This is a genomic window from Enterobacter cloacae complex sp. BZL2005, assembly GCF_049238885.1.
In the GTDB taxonomy this organism is placed as follows: domain Bacteria; phylum Pseudomonadota; class Gammaproteobacteria; order Enterobacterales; family Enterobacteriaceae; genus Enterobacter; species Enterobacter roggenkampii.
In genome coordinates this window covers 97,444-118,660 of sequence record NZ_JBMKGI010000004.1, presented here as the reverse complement: position 1 = coordinate 118,660, position 21,217 = coordinate 97,444, and the positions used below count along the sequence as shown (strand labels likewise).

20 protein-coding genes are annotated in these 21,217 nt (G+C 58.1%); 6 read left to right on the top strand and 14 right to left on the bottom strand.

Features of this window, described 5'->3' with window-relative positions:
• Positions 1–7: 7 nt before the first annotated feature.
• From creC to creA, 3 genes are read right to left on the bottom strand one after another with little or no spacing between them, the layout of a single operon-like run.
• Positions 8–1,432, bottom strand: a complete 1,425-nt coding sequence (gene creC, locus ACOTXI_RS10160) for a two-component system sensor histidine kinase CreC (RefSeq protein WP_058654231.1) — start codon at positions 1,430–1,432, stop codon at positions 8–10.
• Positions 1,432–2,121, bottom strand: coding sequence for a two-component system response regulator CreB (creB, locus tag ACOTXI_RS10155; protein ID WP_021240572.1), 690 nt, complete (start codon positions 2,119–2,121; stop codon positions 1,432–1,434). Before creB ends, creC begins: the two co-directional genes overlap by 1 nt.
• Before the next feature lie 14 nt (positions 2,122–2,135).
• A complete protein-coding gene (creA, locus tag ACOTXI_RS10150; RefSeq protein ID WP_021240573.1) occupies positions 2,136–2,606 on the bottom strand; it encodes a protein CreA in 471 nt (156 codons plus the stop codon).
• Between the two features lie 211 nt (positions 2,607–2,817).
• Here creA and robA point away from each other — a divergent pair, with 211 nt between their 5' ends.
• Positions 2,818–3,687 (top strand): MDR efflux pump AcrAB transcriptional activator RobA, encoded by an 870-nt coding sequence (robA, locus tag ACOTXI_RS10145; protein WP_008502056.1) that lies wholly within the window; start codon positions 2,818–2,820, stop codon positions 3,685–3,687.
• On the opposite strand, the gene gpmB is transcribed toward robA, so the two are convergent.
• Positions 3,684–4,331 carry a 2,3-diphosphoglycerate-dependent phosphoglycerate mutase GpmB gene (gene gpmB, locus ACOTXI_RS10140; protein ID WP_008502057.1) on the bottom strand — a complete coding sequence of 216 codons (648 nt, stop codon included), beginning with the start codon at positions 4,329–4,331 and terminating at the stop codon, positions 3,684–3,686. The two genes, robA and gpmB, sit on opposite strands and share 4 nt — an antisense overlap.
• A gap of 49 nt (positions 4,332–4,380) precedes the next feature.
• Between gpmB and yjjX the strand changes: the two genes are divergently transcribed.
• Positions 4,381–4,896 (top strand): inosine/xanthosine triphosphatase, encoded by a 516-nt coding sequence (yjjX, locus tag ACOTXI_RS10135; RefSeq protein WP_008502058.1) that lies wholly within the window; start codon positions 4,381–4,383, stop codon positions 4,894–4,896.
• On the opposite strand, the gene trpR is transcribed toward yjjX, so the two are convergent.
• Both trpR and sltY read right to left on the bottom strand, forming a co-directional pair.
• Complete coding sequence (trpR, locus tag ACOTXI_RS10130; protein WP_021240574.1) at positions 4,893–5,219, bottom strand: trp operon repressor; 327 nt, start codon at positions 5,217–5,219, stop codon at positions 4,893–4,895. The two genes, yjjX and trpR, sit on opposite strands and share 4 nt — an antisense overlap.
• Before the next feature lie 55 nt (positions 5,220–5,274).
• Entirely contained in the window at positions 5,275–7,212 is a 1,938-nt protein-coding gene (gene sltY, locus ACOTXI_RS10125; RefSeq protein ID WP_058654232.1) for a murein transglycosylase, read from the bottom strand.
• Between the two features lie 227 nt (positions 7,213–7,439).
• Between sltY and ettA the strand changes: the two genes are divergently transcribed.
• Entirely contained in the window at positions 7,440–9,107 is a 1,668-nt protein-coding gene (gene ettA / locus ACOTXI_RS10120; protein WP_103786776.1) for an energy-dependent translational throttle protein EttA, read from the top strand.
• Between the two features lie 92 nt (positions 9,108–9,199).
• Here ettA and ACOTXI_RS10115 read toward each other — a convergent pair whose 3' ends face one another.
• The gene (locus tag ACOTXI_RS10115; protein WP_045335628.1) at positions 9,200–10,099 is read right to left on the bottom strand and encodes a LysR family transcriptional regulator; all 900 of its coding nucleotides are present in this window, start codon (positions 10,097–10,099) and stop codon (positions 9,200–9,202) included.
• Between the two features lie 108 nt (positions 10,100–10,207).
• On the opposite strand from ACOTXI_RS10115, the gene ACOTXI_RS10110 reads away from it, so the two are divergent.
• Positions 10,208–11,209, top strand: coding sequence for a zinc-binding alcohol dehydrogenase family protein (locus tag ACOTXI_RS10110; protein WP_058654233.1), 1,002 nt, complete (start codon positions 10,208–10,210; stop codon positions 11,207–11,209).
• Positions 11,210–11,263: 54 nt separating this feature from the next.
• Here ACOTXI_RS10110 and nadR read toward each other — a convergent pair whose 3' ends face one another.
• The 3 genes from nadR to serB form a co-directional block, all read right to left on the bottom strand.
• The gene (gene nadR, locus ACOTXI_RS10105) at positions 11,264–12,496 is read right to left on the bottom strand and encodes a multifunctional transcriptional regulator/nicotinamide-nucleotide adenylyltransferase/ribosylnicotinamide kinase NadR (protein ID WP_006810194.1); all 1,233 of its coding nucleotides are present in this window, start codon (positions 12,494–12,496) and stop codon (positions 11,264–11,266) included.
• Between the two features lie 35 nt (positions 12,497–12,531).
• Positions 12,532–13,917: a DNA repair protein RadA gene (radA, locus tag ACOTXI_RS10100; protein WP_003856523.1), complete on the bottom strand. Its 1,386-nt coding sequence runs from the start codon at positions 13,915–13,917 to the stop codon at positions 12,532–12,534.
• Positions 13,918–13,991: 74 nt separating this feature from the next.
• A complete protein-coding gene (gene serB / locus ACOTXI_RS10095) occupies positions 13,992–14,960 on the bottom strand; it encodes a phosphoserine phosphatase (RefSeq protein WP_021240580.1) in 969 nt (322 codons plus the stop codon).
• Between the two features lie 117 nt (positions 14,961–15,077).
• Here serB and ACOTXI_RS10090 point away from each other — a divergent pair, with 117 nt between their 5' ends.
• Positions 15,078–15,722 (top strand): YtjB family periplasmic protein, encoded by a 645-nt coding sequence (locus ACOTXI_RS10090; protein WP_008502067.1) that lies wholly within the window; start codon positions 15,078–15,080, stop codon positions 15,720–15,722.
• 39 nt (positions 15,723–15,761) lie between these two features.
• Positions 15,762–16,778: a lipoate--protein ligase LplA gene (lplA, locus tag ACOTXI_RS10085; protein WP_058654234.1), complete on the top strand. Its 1,017-nt coding sequence runs from the start codon at positions 15,762–15,764 to the stop codon at positions 16,776–16,778.
• 85 nt (positions 16,779–16,863) lie between these two features.
• On the opposite strand, the gene deoD is transcribed toward lplA, so the two are convergent.
• From deoD to deoC, 4 genes are all read right to left on the bottom strand, one after another.
• Positions 16,864–17,583 (bottom strand): purine-nucleoside phosphorylase, encoded by a 720-nt coding sequence (gene deoD, locus ACOTXI_RS10080; protein WP_003856538.1) that lies wholly within the window; start codon positions 17,581–17,583, stop codon positions 16,864–16,866.
• 103 nt (positions 17,584–17,686) lie between these two features.
• On the bottom strand, positions 17,687–18,910 hold the full coding sequence (gene deoB, locus ACOTXI_RS10075; RefSeq protein ID WP_014882457.1) for a phosphopentomutase: 1,224 nt from the start codon (positions 18,908–18,910) through the stop codon (positions 17,687–17,689).
• A 53-nt stretch (positions 18,911–18,963) separates the two neighbouring features.
• Positions 18,964–20,286 (bottom strand): thymidine phosphorylase, encoded by a 1,323-nt coding sequence (deoA, locus tag ACOTXI_RS10070; protein WP_032635526.1) that lies wholly within the window; start codon positions 20,284–20,286, stop codon positions 18,964–18,966.
• Positions 20,287–20,387: 101 nt separating this feature from the next.
• A complete protein-coding gene (gene deoC / locus ACOTXI_RS10065; protein WP_003856543.1) occupies positions 20,388–21,167 on the bottom strand; it encodes a deoxyribose-phosphate aldolase in 780 nt (259 codons plus the stop codon).
• Between the last annotated feature and the right edge of the window lie 50 nt (positions 21,168–21,217).

The following is a 21,217-nucleotide window of genomic DNA, read 5'->3' as shown; positions in this document are numbered from 1 at the left end:
TTTGAAGTTATGTGAAGGGACGGTGAAGTCTCAGCGTGGCCATCACGCCACCTTCATCACGATTGCGCAATGTAATGTCTCCCTGATGCAGACGAGCCACCTCCCGGACAAAGGCCAGCCCAAGCCCGCTGCTCTTAACCCCGTTCTCCCGCGGCAGGGAATAGAAGCGTTCAAAAATACGATCCTGCGCGTAATCCGGGATCCCGCTTCCGCTGTCGGTGACGAGAAGCTGTATCTGCCCGCGCTCTTCCCGGGCCGCCAGTTCTATGGAGCCGCCCTGCGGCGTAAAATCGATAGCGTTATCCAGCAAATTGCCGAGCGCCTGTTCGAGCAGATCGTGATCGCCTTCAACATAAAGCGAAGCAGGCTGGAGGGTCAGCGCAATCTCTTTTGTCGCCAGCTGCGCCGATCGCGCGTCGGCAAGCCGGGTAAACAGCGAGTCGACCCGGACGGCCTTGGGCGTAATCTCGACCCGATTTTCAAGCCGAGCCTGAGCGAGCAGTTTTTCAACCAGCGACTGCATTCGCGCGTTTTGTACCAGAATATTATCGATGAAACGAGCAGCCACCTGCGGCGGCGGCTGCTCGGAGAGAATTTCTGCCGCGCCGCGTATAGCGGCGATGGGGCTTTTCAGCTCATGGGTCAGCGCATGGACATAGCGTTCAATGTAGTTTTTCCCTTCAAGGCGAATGCGCATATTCTCCAGCGCCTGGGCCAGCTTGTGCAGTTCGCTGCTGCCAGGATTAGGCAGCGGGAGAGGTGTATCGGTGGTTACCGAGTCGGCATAGCGCGATAACGTACCGATAGATCGATTGATCCACCATGCCACAACGAGGCCAATCAGCAGGGCAATGCCGAGCAGCGCCCCGCCTGCCCACAGTATCCGTCGCTCGCTGCGGTGAATCACCGGCGCCATCGCGCTGTTCGGTTTCCCCACGGACAGCACGCCGATAATCTTGCCCTGATCCACAACCGGCGCGGCAACATACATCACCGTGCTCTCCGGATCGTCGGGATGGCTCTGGGTACTGCGCGCGCCGTATTCGCCGCGAAGCGTCAGCCAGACATCGTTCCAGCGCGAGTAATCTTGCCCCACGGCCAGACCGGCGGAATCAAACACGACGAGGCCCTGCGCATCGGTCATGTAGACGTGATACTCGTTACGCACTTTATGGATCCCGCCGATATTGGCGCGGAAAGGGCGCTGATGAAGCTGGGAAAAGGCCTGTGCCAGCTTGCCCTGCTGCGCATGACCCGAAAGCAAATCATCACGTCCGATTTCGGCCAACAGGGTCGCGGTATCGATTAACGTGCCCTCGGTTGCCCTGCGCACGCCGGGCTTCACTTCCTGAACAAAGATCGACAGCACAAACCACGCGGCAATGGCCACGATGAGGAAATATCCCAGCAACAACCGCATCCCAATGCGCATCAGTAAAGGCCCAGACTGTAGCCCATACCGCGATGGGTGCTGATGGGGGACAGTTCCTCGTTCACCGCCCGCAGCTTGGCGCGCAGGGTTTTGATGTGGGTGTCCACGGTACGATCGAAGCTGTCGCCGTCTTCACCCCATACCTTGTCCATGAGCTGCTGACGCGAAAAGACCCGTCCGGGTGCCTGTAACAAGGTTTTGAGCAGCAAGAATTCGTAGCGGGTCAGGGGCAGTGCTTCCCCGCACCAGCTGATTCGCGCGGCAGGTTCGTTCAGTTCAAACTGCCCGATACGCAACGTTTCTGACGGTACAGCGGATTTTTGCATGCGCCTCAAAATCGTCCGCACCCGCGCGCAGACTTCACGAGGGGAGAAAGGTTTCGCAACGTAGTCATCAGCGCCCATTTCCAGGCCAAGCAGCTTATCGACTTCATCACTGCGCGCCGTCAGAAACAGCACAGGCAGCGAGGGATGCTGCGCCAGCAGCCGACGGCAAAGCTCAAACCCGCTGATGTCGGGCAGTCCGACATCCAGAATGGCGAGCGCCGGAACCTGCCGCCGCGCCTCCTCCAACACGGGTAAGCCGCGTTCAAACGCCTTTACCGCGAATCCTTCCTGCTGAAGCATGTAGATCAGCGTATCGGCGATACTGGTTTCGTCTTCAACCAGCCAGACCACAGGTTGTTGCATGATTCATCCCTGAATTACTGCCACGGCATAATCGGCACCGCGCTGATCGCGTTTTTCGGTGAACCTTCCACCACTTTGTCGGAATAGGCCAGGTAAGCCAGCGTATTGCGTTTGGCATCATAGAAACGCACAACCTGCAGCTTTTTGAACACCAGCGAGGTTCGTTTTTGGAATACCACGTCGCCCTGCGCTTTGCCGTTTTTAATTTTATCGCTCAATTCAACCGGGCCCACCTGCTGACAGGAGATCGCCGCATCGGAGGTGTCTTCCGCCAGCCCCAGACCGCCCTTGATACCGCCCGTTTTCGCACGGCTGACATAGCAGGTGACGTTTTTCACGTCCGGATCGTCAAACGCCTCGACCACGATTTTGTGGTCCGGGCCAAACATTTTGAACACGGTATCGACAGAACCAATCTGTTCCGCCTGTGCCACGCGCCCGGCCATCAACATCAGCGCGGTGAAGAGCAAAGTCTTGTATTTCATATTGTTACCATTCTTTAAAATTACACTGAGCGATTATTCAACACTTTAGACAAAAATGTAGCAAGATCACAGGATTAGAATATTTTTGCCCATAATGCCCTACAAAAAGCATGAAAGCGCAAAAAAAACACTGAATGCTAAAACATCAAAAAATGCTATTATCCGCTAACCTGTTATCAGGCACCTGCTGTTTTAAGGATGAGGATAGTATATGGATCAGGCTGGAATTATTCGCGACCTGCTCACCTGGCTGGAAGGTCATCTCGACCAGCCTTTGTCACTGGATAATGTGGCGGCTAAAGCAGGCTATTCCAAGTGGCATCTGCAAAGGATGTTCAAGGATGTCACCGGTCATGCTATCGGGGCCTATATTCGCGCACGTCGTTTATCGAAATCTGCTGTGGCTCTGCGCCTGACCGCGCGCCCGATTCTGGATATTGCCTTGCAATATCGTTTCGATTCGCAGCAGACCTTCACCCGCGCCTTTAAAAAACAGTTCTCGTTGACGCCAGCGCTGTATCGTCGCTCGCCTGACTGGAGCTCGTTTGGCATGCGTCCGCCGCTGCGTCTGGGCGAGTTCGCGATGCCGAAGTATGAAATTATTACCCTGCCGGAAACCCATCTGATCGGCACGACGCAGAGCTACTCCTGTTCGCTGGAGCAGATTTCCGAGTTCCGTCATCAGATGCGCGTCCAGTTCTGGCGCGACTTCCTGAGCCACGCACCGGCGATCCCGCCTATTCTGTATGGTCTCAACGAAACGCACCCAAGCCAGGAAAAGGACGACGAGCAGGAGGTGTTCTACACCACCGCGCTGACGCCAGAGATGGCCAATGGCTACATTCAGGGTTCAAAACCTGTCGTGCTGGAAGGCGGTGAATATGTGATGTTCGCCTATGAAGGGCTGGGAACGGGCGTTCAGGAGTTCATCCTGACCGTTTACGGAACCTGCATGCCGATGCTGAATCTGAATCGCCGTAAAGGTCAGGACATTGAGCGCTACTACCCGGCGCAGGATGCCAAACCGGAGGAAGGCCCCATCAATCTGCGTATGGAATTCTTGATTCCGATACGTCGTTAACGCTGCAGTTCGTCAAGCGCAGGGGCATCGAGATGCGAAATGTCCCCTGCCATCTCCACCACCCAACCTGACGCCAGCCACGCGCTCTCCTGATAATCAATTCGGGAAATAGAGCAGTTGCGCAGACGCAAACGGCGCTCAGCGTAAGCCGGTAGTCCCAGAATGGTGCTCACCAGGCATCCCAACGCAATCCCATGACTCACCAGCAGCGGACGGCTTCCTGCCGGGAGCTTCAGGCATTCCGCCAGGGCGGCATGCATACGTACGCTGAGCTCCTGCATGGATTCGCCCTCAGGAATACGGCCATCTTCGGTACCGTTTACCAGCGTGCGGCGCCAGCCCTCTTCCGTTTCCGTCAGCGTATCGATATGGCGTTTTTCCAGCACGCCCATATCCAGCTCGCGCAGGCGCGGCTCAAGCATGACGTCACAGCCGCAGGCGTCTGCGATGATGCGCGCTGTCTGCTGTGTGCGACCTAAATCGCTGGTAATCACGTGGGTAATGCCCAGCGTTCTGGCGCGTTCCGCCACCTGCCACGCTTGCTGCACACCCTTCTCAGTGAGAGGACTGTCTGACTGGCCTTGAATACGTCGCTCGGCGTTCCACTGCGTTTCACCGTGGCGAACAAGGTATACCTGTAACATGCTTTTTTTCCGTTATACTGCGATGAGTTTTTTTGAATCGAGCTTAATTATGCACCATGTTGTCTCTGCTACCACTAATCCTGCCAAAATTCAGGCAATTCTAAGGGCATTTGACGAGATCTTCGGCGCAGGATCCTGCCATATTGAGGCCATCGGCGTCGAGAGTGGCGTTCCTGAACAGCCGTTTGGCAGCGAGGAAACGCGCGCTGGCGCACGAAATCGCGTGGCAAATGCCAGAGCTGCGGCCCCGGATGCGGACTTTTGGGTGGCGATTGAAGCCGGTATCGACGAAGGCGCAACCTTTAGCTGGGTGGTGATCGAAAGCCGCGAGCAGCGCGGCGAGGCGCGTTCGGCCACCCTGCCCCTGCCGGAGATCATTCTGGAAAAAGTGCGTGCGGGTGAAGCGCTTGGGCCGGTGATGTCGCAGTACACCGGCATTGATGAGATTGGCCGTAAAGAAGGGGCGATTGGCGTCTTTACCGCCGGTGCGCTGACGCGTTCAGGCGTTTATCACCAGGCGGTGATCCTGGCGTTAAGCCCGTTCCATAACGCGATCTATCGTTAGGCGTTTTTCAACAACACCGCTTCCAGCCACTGGCGCAGCTCAACGGGCGCCGACTTCAGGCTGTTCGATCCGCGGGTAATCGTCGCGATGCCCGCGCCGAGCTCATTTTTCAGCTCGCGCTGGCTCATCTCGCCGCGCAGCAGCTCTTCAATGATCCGCACGCGCGTGCCCAGCGCCTCACGCTCGTCCGGCGTGAGCATTAGCTGCATCAGGGGTAAATGCAAATCCTGCTCGTAAGACTGGCGAAGCAGCTCCACAAAACGAAGCCACTCCTGATGACGTTGTTCGGCCATTGCCGAGGAATACGGGGAATGCTGGGTCATGTTATGCTGCCTCTTGTACTCATTAGCGAGTACAGCATAACACAACCTGCGCCGATCAGTAACGTCTCTGCCACTCGGCATCGCTCATCAGGGTATCTTTCTGCCCCATGAAGTAGCGATAGTAGGCGTCATAAGCCAGCACATTCTTCACGTAGCCGCGCGTTTCCGAGAACGGGATGCTCTCGACAAACGCCACGGCGTCGATGCGTCCGGCGCTGTTGCCGAGCCAGGTGCGCACGCGACCCGGTCCCGCGTTGTATGCCGCCGACGAGAAGATGCGGTTGTTGCCGAACTGCTGGTACACATACTGCAGGTAGCTGGTACCGATGTTGATGTTGGTATCCGGATCGAGAAGCTGTGACGGGCTACTGTATCCAGGGATGTTAAACATCTTCACCGTGTGCGTCGCCGTGCCCGGCATAATCTGCATCAGGCCGCTGGCGCCCACCGGGGAACGGACTTTCGGGTTCCAGGCGCTTTCCTGACGGGCAATCGCCATCGCGTAACTTTGCGGGATATCTTTGCCGCGGGTGTAGCGATCGAACAGATCCTTGTAAGCCAGCGGGAAACGCTCTTCGAGATGATCCCACAGCTTACCGGCGATCGTCGCCTGCACGCTCAGATCCCACCAGTGGTTATCAAACGCATAGCGGGCAAGCTGAGCTTTTTCATCGGTGGTGCGGCTGGTCACCAGATTCGCCCACTCGCTGCGCGCGGTGTTGTCCATATTCCAGTACATCAGCTCGCGAACGCGCGCCATTTCTGGCCCCTGGGTCAGCGCCGGATTCGCGTTAGCGGGCGCTTTATCGATGCGGAAGGTGTACTCCTCGCCCAGGCGCTGCGCGGCCGCCATCGGGTAGAACCCGCGCTGCTGCATCAGCGTATGAAGAATTTCTTTGGCCTCGTCATCACGACCGCGCTCCAGCAGCAAATCGGCCTGCCAGTAACGCCATTCATCTTTCTCTTTGGCCTCCATAGGCAACCGGGCGAGCCAGGTATTGAGCCCACAACGGTCGCCCGTACCCAGCGCCATTCGCACGCGGCGCTCCACCAGCGACGTGGAGTTCGAACGCATAATCGCATCGTCTCGCCAGCGCGCCTGCTCGTCGGTCACATCGGTGCCCATCAGTCGCCACGCCACGATATCGCGCAGCTCCTGCGTTTGCTCCTCATTAAGCTGCTGCGCCTGCACCAGCTGCGGGATCATCAGCCGCGCGTTTTCCACATCGTCACGCGCCACGCTGGCAAAAGCCACCGCCGCCATCTGGCGGGTAAAATCGGTCGCGCCCGTACTGCGGGCAAAGGTCAGGACGCTGTTGGGATCGTTTGCCAGCGAGATAACTGCCGTGGAGATCGTCTGGTAATCGGACGGCATCTGCCCCGCCAGCGCAGTCACCAGACGCGTATTACCGGCTTTCATCGCCAGGCGGATACGCTCAAGGTAGGACAGCGGATCCTGCTTGCCGGAAGCTCGCCACGCGCCGAACAGGGAATCACAGGCGTTCGGCTGGTTTTTCCCGGTCAGCCAGAGCTCTTTCGCCCCGGCCCAGGCCTCTTCCTGCTGGCCGGTCGCCCATTTTGCGTAGTAGTAGTTACACTGCGCTTCGGTGGTATTCGGCTTTTCAGGGCTAAACGCCAGCAGTCCGCGCCAGTCTTCGCGTCGCGCCAGTTCGTTCACAAATCGAGACTGGAGATTTCGGGCAGGCGGCAGGGTCGGGTTCGCCTGAATGAAGTTATTCACAGTAACGGTGGGCTGGTTCATGAGATCGTCCGTAATTTGACGATACTCCAGATACGGATACAGCGGATAATCCTTTAGCGTCGGCATCAGCGCCTGCACGGTATCCATCTGCTTGTTGTCCCATGCCTGCTTAATCTGGGCATACCGGCTACGTTGTTCATCCAGTGAATCGGCATGCACCGCCTGGCTTACCGCCATTACGCATACGCTGGCAGCCAGCAGACGCCAGACCACCCGTTTGGCTTTTTCCACAAGCTCTTCCTCATTGTTTTTTCGTCAATTGCAGCGTCTTGCCACGTCAAAGTCTCATTAACTTATGCTAACCAGGCATCCTGCAACGCGCCACGTCATGGACACTTTTTTACCTTTCTTGCGCGTTTTAACACTCCCGACGTTCCTGGCTGGGATTAGGGCGGGAAAAAGGCTACACTTCGAGGCTGAAATTCCTTCTCATTACGATAAAAGAGGCGAAGTCCAACGTGGCTCAATTCGTTTATACCATGCATCGTGTCGGCAAAGTTGTCCCGCCGAAACGTCATATTCTTAAAAATATCTCGCTGAGCTTCTTCCCGGGCGCAAAAATCGGTGTTCTGGGTCTCAACGGTGCCGGTAAGTCCACCCTGCTGCGCATCATGGCCGGCATTGATACAGACATCGAAGGTGAAGCCCGTCCGCAGCCTGGCATCAAGATTGGCTACCTGCCGCAGGAACCTCAGCTGAACCCGGAACACACCGTTCGCGAATCCGTTGAAGAAGCGGTGTCCGAAGTGGTTAACGCTCTGAAAGGTCTGGATGAAGTGTATGCCAAATATGCCGAACCGGATGCGGACTTCGACAAGCTGGCCGCACAGCAGGGCAAGTATGAAGAGATCATCCAGGCGCACGACGGTCACAACCTGAACGTGCAGCTGGAGCGCGCGGCGGATGCCCTGCGTCTGCCGGACTGGGATGCAAAAATCGCGAACCTCTCCGGGGGTGAACGCCGCCGCGTGGCGCTGTGCCGCCTGCTGCTGGAAAAACCAGACATGCTGCTGCTCGACGAACCGACTAACCACCTGGATGCGGAATCCGTGGCGTGGCTGGAGCGCTTCCTGCACGACTTCGAAGGCACCGTTGTGGCGATTACCCACGACCGTTACTTCCTCGACAACGTCGCCGGCTGGATCCTGGAGCTGGACCGCGGTGAAGGCATTCCGTGGGAAGGCAACTACTCCTCCTGGCTGGAGCAGAAAGATCAGCGTCTGGCTCAGGAAGCGTCTCAGGAAGCGGCGCGCCGTAAGTCTATCGAGAAAGAGCTGGAGTGGGTGCGTCAGGGCGCGAAAGGCCGTCAGTCTAAGGGCAAAGCCCGTCTGGCACGCTTCGAAGAGCTGAACAATACCGAATACCAGAAACGTAACGAAACCAACGAACTGTTTATTCCACCTGGAGCGCGTCTGGGGGATAAAGTGGTTGAAGTGACCAACCTGCGTAAGTCCTACGGCGACCGCGTGCTGATCGACGATCTGATCTTCTCCGTACCGAAAGGCGCTATCGTGGGCATCATCGGTCCGAACGGCGCGGGTAAATCGACCCTGTTCCGCATGATGTCCGGTCAGGAACAGCCAGACAGCGGCTCTATCACCCTGGGTGAGACCGTGAAGCTGGCCTCCGTTGACCAGTTCCGCGACGCGATGGATAACAGCAAAACCGTGTGGGAAGAAGTCTCCGGCGGTCTGGATATCATGCGTATCGGCAACACCGAGATGCCAAGCCGCGCCTACGTTGGCCGCTTTAACTTCAAAGGCACCGACCAGGGCAAACGCGTGGGCGAGCTGTCCGGCGGTGAGCGCGGTCGTCTGCACCTGGCGAAGCTGCTGCAGGTGGGCGGTAACGTTCTGCTGCTCGATGAACCAACAAACGACCTGGATATCGAAACCCTGCGCGCGCTGGAAAACGCCCTGCTGGAGTTCCCGGGCTGTGCAATGGTTATCTCGCACGACCGCTGGTTCCTTGACCGTATCGCGACCCACATTCTGGACTACCAGGATGAAGGTAAGGTGGAGTTCTTCGAAGGTAACTTCACCGAATACGAAGAGTACAAGAAACGCACGCTGGGCGCCGACGCGCTGGAGCCGAAGCGTATTAAGTACAAGCGTATTTCTAAGTAAGTGCCCAAAAGCCGGGTGGCGCTCACGCTTACCCGGCCTACGGTTCTGCGCTGTTTGTAGGCCGGGTAAGGCGAAGCCGCCACCCGGCTTTTTTATTTACCCACGTAATACCGCTTCACCTCGTCAAACTGCATCGCAAAGTCGATATAGCTCATCAGCGCGGGTGAGTTGAGCTTACGGCTCGGATAGGCCAGCCACAGGTCGTTTCCTTCAACGTTCCACTCCGGCAGTACCTGCACCAGCGCCCCTTTCTCGACCTTATCTTCCAGCAAAAAAGCCGGAAGGAGCGTAATCCCCGCACCGGCAATCGCACATTCGCGGGCGTATACCAGGTTATCGGTCATGTGCGCGTTATCCGGCAGGTAGCGGTAATCCTCGCTCTCGCTTCGCAGAAGCCACTCCGACCAGGCTCTGTGCGTAATGCTGCGGTGCTCCACCAGCTGACGGGGATGCGTTAGCGGCCCACGGCGCACCAGATAGTCCGGCGAGGCCAGCATGTAGCGCGGGCAGTGCCCGATCATGCGGCCAATCAGGGAGGAGTCCTGCGGCTTGCCGGTACGCAGCGCCACGTCAAAGCCGGCCTCAACCAGATCCACCACGTCATCAGAGATCGACACGTCCAGCGAAACCTCGGGATAGCGAAGCTGGAACTCGGCATTCATATGCGCCAGCAGCGTCGCGCCAATCCCCGCCGGGCAGGTGATGCGCAGCCGCCCGCTGGGGTTTTCGCGCAGGCGCTGGATGGCGTACTCCGCCCGCTCGCTGGCTGCCAGCATTTCGCGACAGTGCACCAGATAGTGCTCGCCCGCAAACGTCAGGTTCAGCCTGCGCGTGGTTCGGTTAAGCAGGCGAATGCCTACCTGCTGCTCCAGCTGGCTAATCCGCTGGCTCACGCTGGATTTTGGCAGCTCCGCCTTCTGGGCTGCCGCGGTAAAGCTGCCCATCTCGGCCACCAGCGCGAATAGCGCCATATCCTGCAGCTGTTTAAACATGATTGTTCATCCTGTACGAACGCTGAGTTCTTGATTGTCCATCTTATCACGCAGATGGCCACTTAATAGACTAGCCTCAACAAAACGCATGCCATTGAGGAGCACACCATGTCAGTTAAAGCCATCGCCGTTAACCCTGAAAATCCCTCTACTTTCATTGAAATCACTCCACCGATGCCGCAGCCCGGCGAGCACGATCTTCTGGTGGAGGTGAAAGCCGTCTCCGTTAACCCGGTCGATACCAAAGCCCACGCGGGCATTGCTAAGAACGGGCTGAACGAGCCGCGTATTCTCGGATGGGATGCCAGCGGGATCGTCAAAGCCGTTGGGGCTGGCGTCACCGGATTCAAACCGGGAGATGAAGTGTGGTACGCAGGCGACATCACCCGTCCGGGCAGCAACACCACACATCAGCTGATCGATGCGCGCATTGTCGGGCACAAACCGTCAAGCCTCGGCTGGGCGGCTGCCGCCGCGCTGCCGTTGACCGCGCTCACCGCGTGGGAAGGCCTGTTTGAACGGCTGAATATTCAGGATGCCGGTACGGACAAAACCCTGCTGATCATCGGCGGTGCGGGCGGGGTGGGATCGCTGGCGATCCCGTTTGCGAAGCACAACAGCAAGGTAAAGGTGATCGCAACCGCGTCCCGAGAAGATTCCGCCCGGTGGTGCCGCGATCGCGGTGCAGATGTGGTGGTGAACTACCGCGATCTGAAAGGCGAACTGGCGAAGCACGGGCTGACCTTTGTGGATTACATTTTCATCCTCAACGACACCGACGGGCACTGGGATGCGGTCAGCGACCTGATTGCACCGCAGGGGCATATCTGTTCTATCGTGGAGAATGAACACCCGCTGAACCAGGACAAGCTGAAGTCCAAATCCGCCGCGCTGCACTGGGAATTTATGTACACCCGCAGCATGTACCAGACCGCTGATATGGCGCGTCAGGGTGAGATCCTCAATGAGGTGGCGAAGCTGGTGGATAACGGCGTGGTGGAAAGCTCACTGAGTGAAACGCTGCACGGGCTGAGTGTGGAGAGCATTACCGAGGCGCACCGTAAGGTGCTGGACGGGCATATGCGCGGAAAAGTGGTGGTGGAGTTCTGAGTGGCTTGATGCCCTCACCCTGGCCCTCTCCCACAGGGAGAGGGCGGTTAACGCTTACCCCTGCTCCCCCATCATCTCCTTCACCAGCTCGACGCAGCGCAGGAAACGGGAGTCGTAGTCCGACTCTTCCACGTGCACAAACTCAACGTTGTTTTCGTTGAGCATCTCCACCAGCATGGACTGGAATTCCCGCCTGTCCACCGAGCTGCCGAGGCTGCGCATGCCGTCGGCCACCCACGGGGTGTTGTTTTCCAGCAGGATCACCAGGTCAAAGCGGTATTCGTCAATCAGCGCCTGCACGAACGGGTGCTCGCGCCCCTCGTACTTTTTGCAGAACGCCTGGGTGGTGACAAAATCGGTATCGATGAACGCCACCTTGTTGGCGTATTTCACCGCGAAATCAATGTACTGAGCGTGACCGAGCGCGATTTTGTCGTAGTCGGAATACTGCAGCGCCATCTCATCGCCGCCCAGATGGGAAAAGACATAGTCGCGGCCATACTCCCACGCGCTGGTGGTGTTGAAGATGTTCGCCAGCTTGTTGACCAGCGTCGATTTACCGCTCGACTCACCGCCCAGGATCGCGACGGTGCGCACAAAGAACGGCTTCACTTCGGTCGGAATGTAATCCCAGTAGCGGAACGGGTTTTCGCGGATCTGCGCCCCGCTGATGTTCATAAAGGTGCGTTTCGGGTCGATCAGCACCGTCTCGATGCCCAGATGCTCGCGGAACTGCGGCGCATCGGACTCTTCAGAGGTGTAGATCCAGTTAGGCGCAATGCCCTTCTCTTCCATAAACGCTTTGATGCCGTTGCTCCACACGTCCCAGCCGTGCGGGTACGGCTCCATACCCTCTTCGTTAAAGGCATGAATGCGAATGTTTTTCTGGTACTTGAAGGTCTGAAGCAGCCAGCGCAGACGGTCCGGCACGGTCGGCTGCTGCGACATGGCGCTGTCTTCAAACAGCTGACGATCGCGGGTTTCGTCGTACCCCATGATGATGTGCAGCTCGTCCACCTGGCTACAGGCGCGCTGGATCAGATAGATATGCCCGGTATGCAGCGGGTAAAACTTGCCAAACACCACGCCGATGTTCTTTTGCATACGCGGGAATTCCAGCCCCAGAAAGCGGTGCAGCGCTTCCAGCTTCTGCGCGCTGGGGCTTTTGATTTTGGCGTTCAGCAGTTGGCTCAGGTAGCCTTTGGTCATGCCGCTGGCGTCTGCCACCTGCTGCAACGTGCAGCCTTTCTGGCGGATAGCGGTCTTGATGTAGTCAAATGATGACATAAATTACGGTGCCTCCTGCAAAATCGAATACGTAATTATAAGTCGTCAAAGACATTTAACGCATCTGCGAGTTTCTTCACGCCAAAGACCTGCATCCCTTCCGGGATTTTTTTCGGCACGTTGGCGGCGGGAACGATAGCCCGACGGAAACCGTGTTTTGCCGCCTCGGAGATACGCTCCTGGCCGCTCGGCACCGGACGGATTTCCCCGGCGAGGCCCACTTCGCCAAAGACGACCAGATCCTGCGGCAGCGGTCTGTCGCGCAGGCTGGAGACCATCGCCAGCAGCAGCGCCAGGTCTGCGCTGGTCTCGGTGACTTTGACGCCGCCGACCACGTTCACGAAGACGTCCTGATCCGCCATCTGCAGCCCGCCGTGACGGTGCAGCACCGCCAGCAGGATTGCCAGGCGGTTCTGTTCCAGACCGACCGCCACGCGCCGCGGGTTGCCCATCATCGAGTGATCCACCAGTGCCTGAATTTCGACGAGCAGCGGGCGCGTCCCTTCCCACAGCACCATCACCGAGCTGCCGGAGGTGATTTCATCTCCCCGGCTCAGGAAGATGGCCGACGGGTTGCTGACTTCGCGCAGCCCCTGTTCGGTCATGGCAAACACGCCCAGTTCGTTAACCGCCCCAAAGCGGTTTTTATGGCTGCGCAGGGTACGGAAGCGAGAGTCTGCGTCGCCGTCGAGCATTACCGAGCAGTCGATACAGTGTTCGAGCACCTTCGGTCCCGCCAGCGAGCCGTCTTTGGTCACGTGACCCACCATCACAATCGCCACGCCGCGCGTTTTGGCAAAGCGCGTCAGGTAGGCCGCGGTTTCACGCACCTGCGCGACGCTGCCCGGCGAGGACTGGATGTCCGCCATGTGCATCACCTGGATGGAGTCGATCACCATCAGCTTCGGCTGCTCTTCTTCGGCGATCATGCAGATCTGCTCGATGCTGGTTTCCGACAGCATATTCAGGTTGCCGGTCGGCAGGCCGAGACGGTGCGCGCGCATTGCCACCTGCTGGAGTGATTCTTCGCCCGTGACGTACAGGGTTTTCATCTGTTCGGCGAGCTTGCAAAGCGTTTGCAGCAGCAGAGTCGATTTACCCGCCCCCGGGTTACCGCCGATCAGGATCGCGCTGCCCGGCACCACGCCGCCGCCGAGCACGCGGTCAAATTCCTTGAAGCCGGTGGAGAAGCGCGGCAGCGCCTCCAGGCTGATGTCTGAAAGTTTTTGTACCTTCGACACGCCTGCATTGCCCGCATAGCCACTCAGGCGTTCATTGCGCGCCACGCTCGGCGAAGCCGCCACACCACGCACTTCGGTGATGGTGTTCCAGGCATGGCAGGCGCTACATTGCCCCTGCCAGCGCGGATAATCCGCACCACATTCATTACAGACAAATGCGCGTTTTGGAGCTTTCGCCACGGTTTACCTCGTTATTTCTCTGCGGCCTGCGAGCCGGGGGGCGCTTACGCTTACCCGGCCTACAAAGCAGACCGTTATTTCTGATTAAGGCTGCCGGAGAGAATGCAGAACACCCCCATCAGGTCAGCGTGACGGATAGTCACTTCCGTCTTTTCATTCACTTTTGGCTTGGCATGGTAGGCAATGCCCAGGCCGGCCGCTTTGATCATCGGCAGGTCGTTCGCGCCGTCACCGATGGCGACGGTCTGGACAACCGGAATTTCATATTTTTCCGCGAGGCGCGTCAGCGTATTGGCTTTGTACTGGGCATCCACAATATCGCCGATCACCTGACCGGTCAGCTTGCCGTCCATGATCTCCAGCTCGTTGGCCACCACCGTGGTCAGATGCAGTTTTTCCCGCAGATAATCCGCGAAGAAGGTGAAGCCACCGGAGGCGATCGCCACCTTCCAGCCGAGGGACTGCAGCTTCAGCACCAGCTGCGTCAGCCCTGGCATCAGGGGCAGTTCATCGCGCACCTGACGCAGAATGTTGGCATCGGCCCCTTTCAGGGTCGCCACGCGCTGTCGTAGGCTGGCGGTGAAATCCAGCTCGCCGCGCATCGCACGCTCGGTTACTTCCGCCACCAGCTCGCCGCTGCCCGCCAGCTTCGCAATTTCGTCGATACACTCGATCTGAATGGCGGTAGAGTCCATGTCCATGACCAGCAGGCCAGGCGTTTTCAGGTGCGGAATTTTACCCAGCGGTGCGACATCCAGCCCGGCGTCATGCGCCAGGCGCGTGGCGCGCTGGGTCAGAGAGCCCGCCAGGCGAATGACCTGGTAGTCTTCCACGCACCAGGCGGCGACGATGACCATCGCGGCCCCCAGTTTGGTTTGATACTGGGTCAGGCGTTGCTTATCCAGACCGCGTCCATACAGCAGCCAGCCGCTACGACCGGCGTGGTAATCCAGAGGCATCACCTCATCGCCACTTAAAGAGAGCGGCAATCCTGGCCATAAAGAGACATCCGTTGGCAGGTCACACCAGGTAATGTTCGGCATTAAAGCTCCTGTAATTTCGTTCGCGCCGGAAGGTTGCAGAGGGAAAATAACGCATGAGGCTACCCTGTAACCATCACTTCTGGCAACATTAAGCCGTAAATTTTCAGCAGGTGGAATATGGCTCGCGCAAAACTGAAATTCCGGCTCCATCGCGCCGTGATTGTCCTTTCCTGTCTCGCACTCTTAGTGGTGCTGATGCAAGGGGCATCGTGGTTTAGCCAGAACCATCAACGGCAACGCAACCCGCAGTTTGAAGAGCTGGCCCGCACGCTGGCACGCCAGGTCACGCTCAACGTCGCGCCGTCCATGCGTAACGAAACGCCTGACGAGAAGCGGATAGGCCAGGTTTTACGCCTGCTCACGGAGAACAGCCGCATTCTTGATGCCGGTGTCTATGATGAGCAAGGCAACCTCATTGCCCGTGCGGGCGAGCACGTCGACGTGCGAGACAGGCTGGCGCTGGACGGCAAAAAAGCCGGCGGCTACTTCAACCAGCAGCTTGTTGAACCTATTCAGGGGAAGAATGGCCCGCTGGGCTATCTGCGCCTCACCCTTGATACCCACACCCTGCCCACTGAAGCCAAACAGGTCGATAATACCACCAATATTCTGCGCCTGATGCTGCTGCTTTCACTCGCCATCGGCGTTGTGCTGGCACGCACTCTGCTTCGGGGCAAGCGCACGCGCTGGCAGCAATCCCCGTTCCTGCTGACCGCCAGCCGGTCAGTCCCCGAAGACGAAGAGAGCGAGAAGAAAGAATAGTGATAAAGTAGGCGGATGATTCGGAAAAGGAACTCTGCCATGTCGACGTTACGCCTGCTTATCTCTGACTCTTACGATCCCTGGTTTAACCTGGCGGTGGAGGAGTGCATCTTCCGCCAGATGCCTGCCACCCAGCGCGTACTGTTTCTCTGGCGCAATGCCGATACGGTGGTTATTGGTCGTGCGCAAAACCCGTGGAAAGAATGCAACACCCGCCGTATGGAAGAGGACAACGTCCGTCTGGCGCGCCGCAGCAGCGGCGGCGGCGCGGTATTCCACGATCTGGGCAATACCTGCTTTACCTTTATGGCGGGCAAACCGGAATACGACAAAACCATCTCAACGTCCATCGTCCTCAACGCGCTCAATTCGCTCGGCGTGACGGCGGAAGCCTCCGGACGTAACGATCTGGTGGTCAAAACGCCCGATGGCGACCGCAAGGTATCCGGCTCTGCCTATCGCGAAACGATGGAACGCGGATTCCACCACGGCACCCTGCTGCTGAACGCCGATCTCAGCCGTCTGGCTAACTACCTTAATCCAGATAAGAAAAAGCTACAGGCTAAGGGCATCACCTCCGTGCGCGGGCGCGTGGCGAATCTGGTGGAACTGCTGCCCGGGATTACTCACGAGCAGATTTGCGATGCGATTCGTGAAGCCTTCTTCGAACATTACGGCGAGCGGGTAGAAGCTGAAGCGATCTCCCCTGACAAAACACCGGACCTGCCCAACTTCGCGGAAACCTTTGCGCGCCAGAGCAGCTGGGAGTGGAACTTCGGTCAGGCCCCTGCCTTTTCCCATCTGCTGGACGAACGGTTTACCTGGGGCGGCGTGGAGCTGCACTTCGACGTGGAGAAAGGCCATATCACCCGCACGCAGGTCTTTACGGATAGTCTCAATCCGGCACCGTTAGAGGCGTTAGCCGCTCGTCTGCAAGGCTGTCTGTATCGGGCGGATATGTTGCAGCAGGAGTGTGATGCGCTGATCGGCGATTTTCCGGAGCAGGAAAAAGAGTTAAGGGATTTGTCAGCATGGGTTGCACAGGCCGTGCGCTAGTAAAAAAGCCCGCTGGCGCTGCGCTTAGCGGGCTTACAAAACCGTAGGCCGGGTCAGGCGAGGCCGCCACCCGGCACAACAGCGCTTACTCTTTATCGCCCAGCAGAACGGATTCCAGCGCGATTTTGATCATGTCGTTGAAGGTGGTCTGACGCTCGGCAGCGGTAGTCTGCTCGTGGGTACGGATATGGTCAGATACGGTGCAGATGGTCAGCGCTTTCGCACCGAATTCAGCCGCTACGCCGTAGATACCGGCCGCTTCCATTTCCACGCCCAGGATGCCGTATTTTTCCATCACGTCGAACATGTCGCCTTCTGGCGAGTAGAACAGATCGGCAGAGAACAGGTTGCCCACGCGCGCGTCAACGCCCAGCGCTTTTGCCGCGTCAACCGCGTTACGCACCATGTCAAAGTCAGCGATGGCTGCAAAGTCATGATCCTTAAAACGGATGCGGTTGACTTTAGAGTCGGTACACGCGCCCATGCCGATCACCACGTCACGCAGCTTAACGTCCATACGCACCGCACCGCAGGAGCCTACGCGGATGATTTTCTTCACACCGAAATCGGTGATCAGCTCTTTGGTGTAGATGGAGCAGGATGGGATACCCATGCCGTGGCCCATAACGGAGATTTTGCGGCCTTTATAAGTACCCGTGAAGCCCAGCATGCCGCGAACGTTGTTCACTTCACGCACGTCTTCCAGGAAGGTTTCTGCAATGTGCTTCGCGCGCAGCGGGTCGCCCGGCATCAATACGACGTCAGCGAAATCACCCATTTCTGCATTAATGTGAGGAGTTGCCATCTTCAGTTCCTTTTAACTTGTTGTTTTTGCCGGGTGGCGGCTACGCCTTACCCGGCCTACAAAACCGTAGGCCCGGTAAGCGAAGCGCCACCGGGCAATGACATCAGAACATGGCCTTGCCATATTCCATGTCAGACGTACCAAAGTATTTCGCCAGGGTCTGGCCAATGTCCGCGAAGGTTTCACGGTGACCCAGCGAACCCGGCTTCACTTTCGGGCCGTACACCAGCACCGGAATGTGCTCACGGGTGTGGTCGGTACCGGTCCAGGTCGGATCGCAGCCGTGGTCCGCGGTCAGGATCAGAATGTCATCTTCACCCACCAGCTCCATCAGCTCCGGCAGGCGGCGGTCGAACAGCTCAAGACCCGCAGCATAACCCGCTACGTCGCGACGGTGACCCCAGGAGGAGTCGAAGTCGACGAAGTTGGTGAAGACAATGGTCTTGTCGCCCGCTTCTTTCATCTCTTTGATGGTGGCATCGAACAGCGCATCGAGTCCGGTCGCTTTGACCTTTTTGGTGATGCCGCAGTTAGCGTAGATATCCGCGATTTTGCCCACGGACACCACGTGGCCGTCTTTCTCATCGACCAGCTTCTGCAGCACGGTTGGCGCCGGCGGCTCAACGGCCAGATCGTGACGGTTACCGGTACGCTGGAAGTTACCCGCTTTGTCGCCGATAAACGGACGCGCGATCACGCGGCCAATGTTGTAGCCGCCTTCGGTCAGCTCTTCACGGGCGATTTCGCACAGCTCGTAGAGTTTATCCAGGCCAAAGGTCTCTTCGTGGCAGGCAATCTGGAACACGGAGTCAGCAGAGGTGTAGAAAATCGGCTTGCCGGTTTTCATGTGCTCTTCGCCGAGCTGGTCCAGAATCACGGTACCGGAGGAGTGGCAGTTGCCGAGGTAGCCCGGCAGGTTGGCACGCTTCACCAGCTTATCGAGCAGCTCCTGCGGGAAGCTGTTCTCGTGATCGGAGAAGTAACCCCAGTCGAACAGCACCGGTACACCGGCGATTTCCCAGTGGCCAGACGGGGTGTCTTTACCGGAGGAGAGCTCGTGCGCCCAGGCATAGGCGCCCACGACTTCCGCATTGCCGTCCATACCGGCTGCGATTTTACCGGTAGAACCTTCATGTGCTTTCACCAGCCCGAGGCGGGTCAGGTTGGGTAGAGTCAGAGGGCCTTTACGACCGTTATCCGCTTCGCCTTTCGCACAGGCTTCCGCGATGTGACCCATGGTATCGGAACCCACGTCACCAAAACGTTCCGCATCTTCGGTTGCGCCGATGCCGAATGAGTCCAGCACCATAATAAATGCACGTTTCATAATTGTTCTCCGTACGTAGTGCTTCAAAAATTATCGATCAGATCAGTATACCGCTATTCGGTGATACGGCGATAGACAGTCGGTGTGGTTTCCGGCGCTTTATTGTCAAGCGTAATAGCCGCCTTCACCGCTTTCGCCGCTTCCTGCCAGCTGGCTTCATCTTTGGCGTGGATCACCGCCAGCGGACGTTGGCCGTCAACGCTGTCGCCCAGACGGGCCATATCGGTGAAGCCGACGCTGTAATCAATGGTATCTGACGCCTGACGACGGCCGCCGCCCATAGACACGACCGCCATACCCAGCGCGCGGGTATCCATTGCCGAGACAAACCCTTCGCTGTCGGCATACACCGCTTTGCTGAGCGTCGCGGTCGGCAGGTACTTCGCATAGTTTTCGACGAAGTCGGTTGGGCCTTTCTGCGCCGCAACCATGCGGCCAAAGATCTCCGCCGCTTTGCCGTTGTCCAGTACCGCCTGTAGCTTCGCGCGGGCGTCGGCGTCGTCTTTGGCAAGCTTGCCGGAGATTAACATCTCCACGCACAGCGCCATGGTGACGTCGAACAGACGCGGGTTGCGGTATTCGCCCGTCAGGAACTGGACGGCTTCACGCACTTCGACGGCGTTACCGGCGCTGGAAGCCAGCACCTGGTTCATGTCGGTGAGCAGTGCGGTAGTGCGCACGCCCGCGCCGTTGGAGACGCCAACGATCGCTTCGGCCAGCGCCTCAGAGAGTTCATAGGTTGGCATAAACGCGCCGCTGCCTACCTTCACGTCCATCACCAGCGCGTCCAGCCCTTCTGCCAGCTTCTTCGCCAGGATAGAGGCGGTGATCAGCGGGATGGAGTCTACGGTCGCGGTAATGTCGCGGGTCGCGTAGAAACGCTTGTCTGCCGGAGCAAGAGAGCTGGTCTGGCCGATAATCGCCACACCAACGTCTTTAATAATGTCGCGGAAGCGGTTGTCATCCGGGAAGATATCGAAGCCCGGAATGGCTTCCAGTTTGTCGAGCGTACCGCCGGTGTGGCCCAGGCCGCGCCCGGAGATCATCGGAACGTAACCGCCGCAGGCGGCCACCATGGGGCCAAGCATCAGGGAGGTCACGTCGCCCACGCCGCCGGTGGAGTGTTTATCCACAATCGGGCCGTTAAGGTTGAGGCTTTTCCAGTCCAGAACGGTTCCTGAATCTCGCATCGCCATGGTCAGCGACACGCGCTCAGGCATCGACATATCGTGGAAGAAAATGGTCATCGCCAGAGCCGCAATCTGCCCTTCTGAGACGGTGTTATCACGAATGCCGTTGATGAAGAAGCGGATCTCTTCGTCGCTTAATGCATGACCATCACGTTTTTTACGAATAATTTCTTGTGCGAGAAACACGGTAACCCCCATGAGGAATCGGGTGAATGGTGGCGGGTACGGTTTACCCGACCACGATCCGGGTAGGCCGGGTAAGCGTAGCGCCACCCGGCAATTCAAACTTAGTAGCTGCTTGCGCTCTTACCGTCGCCGTGACCCAGCGCTTTAAGCAGGCTGGCCAGCAGGCTGGAGGCGCCGAAGCGGTAGTGACGGGAATCGGCCCAGTCGGCGCCAAACAGCTCGTCGGCAATCGCCAGGAACTGCTGCGCGTCTTCCGCGGTACGCACGCCGCCCGCAGGTTTGAAGCCCACGGTTTTGGACACGCCCATGTCGCGGATCACTTCCATCATGATGCGCGCGCTTTCCGGGGTCGCATTTACCGGTACTTTACCGGTAGAGGTTTTAATGAAATCCGCACCGGCTTTGATGGAGATTTCAGAGGCTTTACGAATCAGCGCCTCTTCTTTCAGCTCGCCGGTTTCGATGATCACTTTCAGCAGCACGTTTGCCGCCGCACACGCGTCTTTACAGGCCTTCACCAGGTCAAAACCGACCTGCTCGTTGCCGGCGATCAGCGCGCGGTACGGGAACACCACGTCCACTTCGTCTGCGCCGTAGGCAATCGCCGCGCGGGTTTCTGCCAGCGCAATCTCGATATCATCGTTGCCATGCGGGAAGTTAGTGACGGTTGCAATGCGCACGTCCGGGGTGCCCTGCTCTTTCAGCGTCTTACGGGCAATCGGGATAAAGCGCGGGTAGATACAGACGGCTGCGGTGTTGCCCACCGGCGTTTTCGCCTGATGGCACAGGGCGATGACTTTCTCATTGGTGTCGTCATCGTTCAGGGTAGTCAGGTCCATCAGTTTCAACGCGCGCAGGCTGCTTGCAGTTAAATCGGTCATAACATTCTCCAACGGCAGTGCCGTATAAATTTTACCTTGCGGGTCTGTGA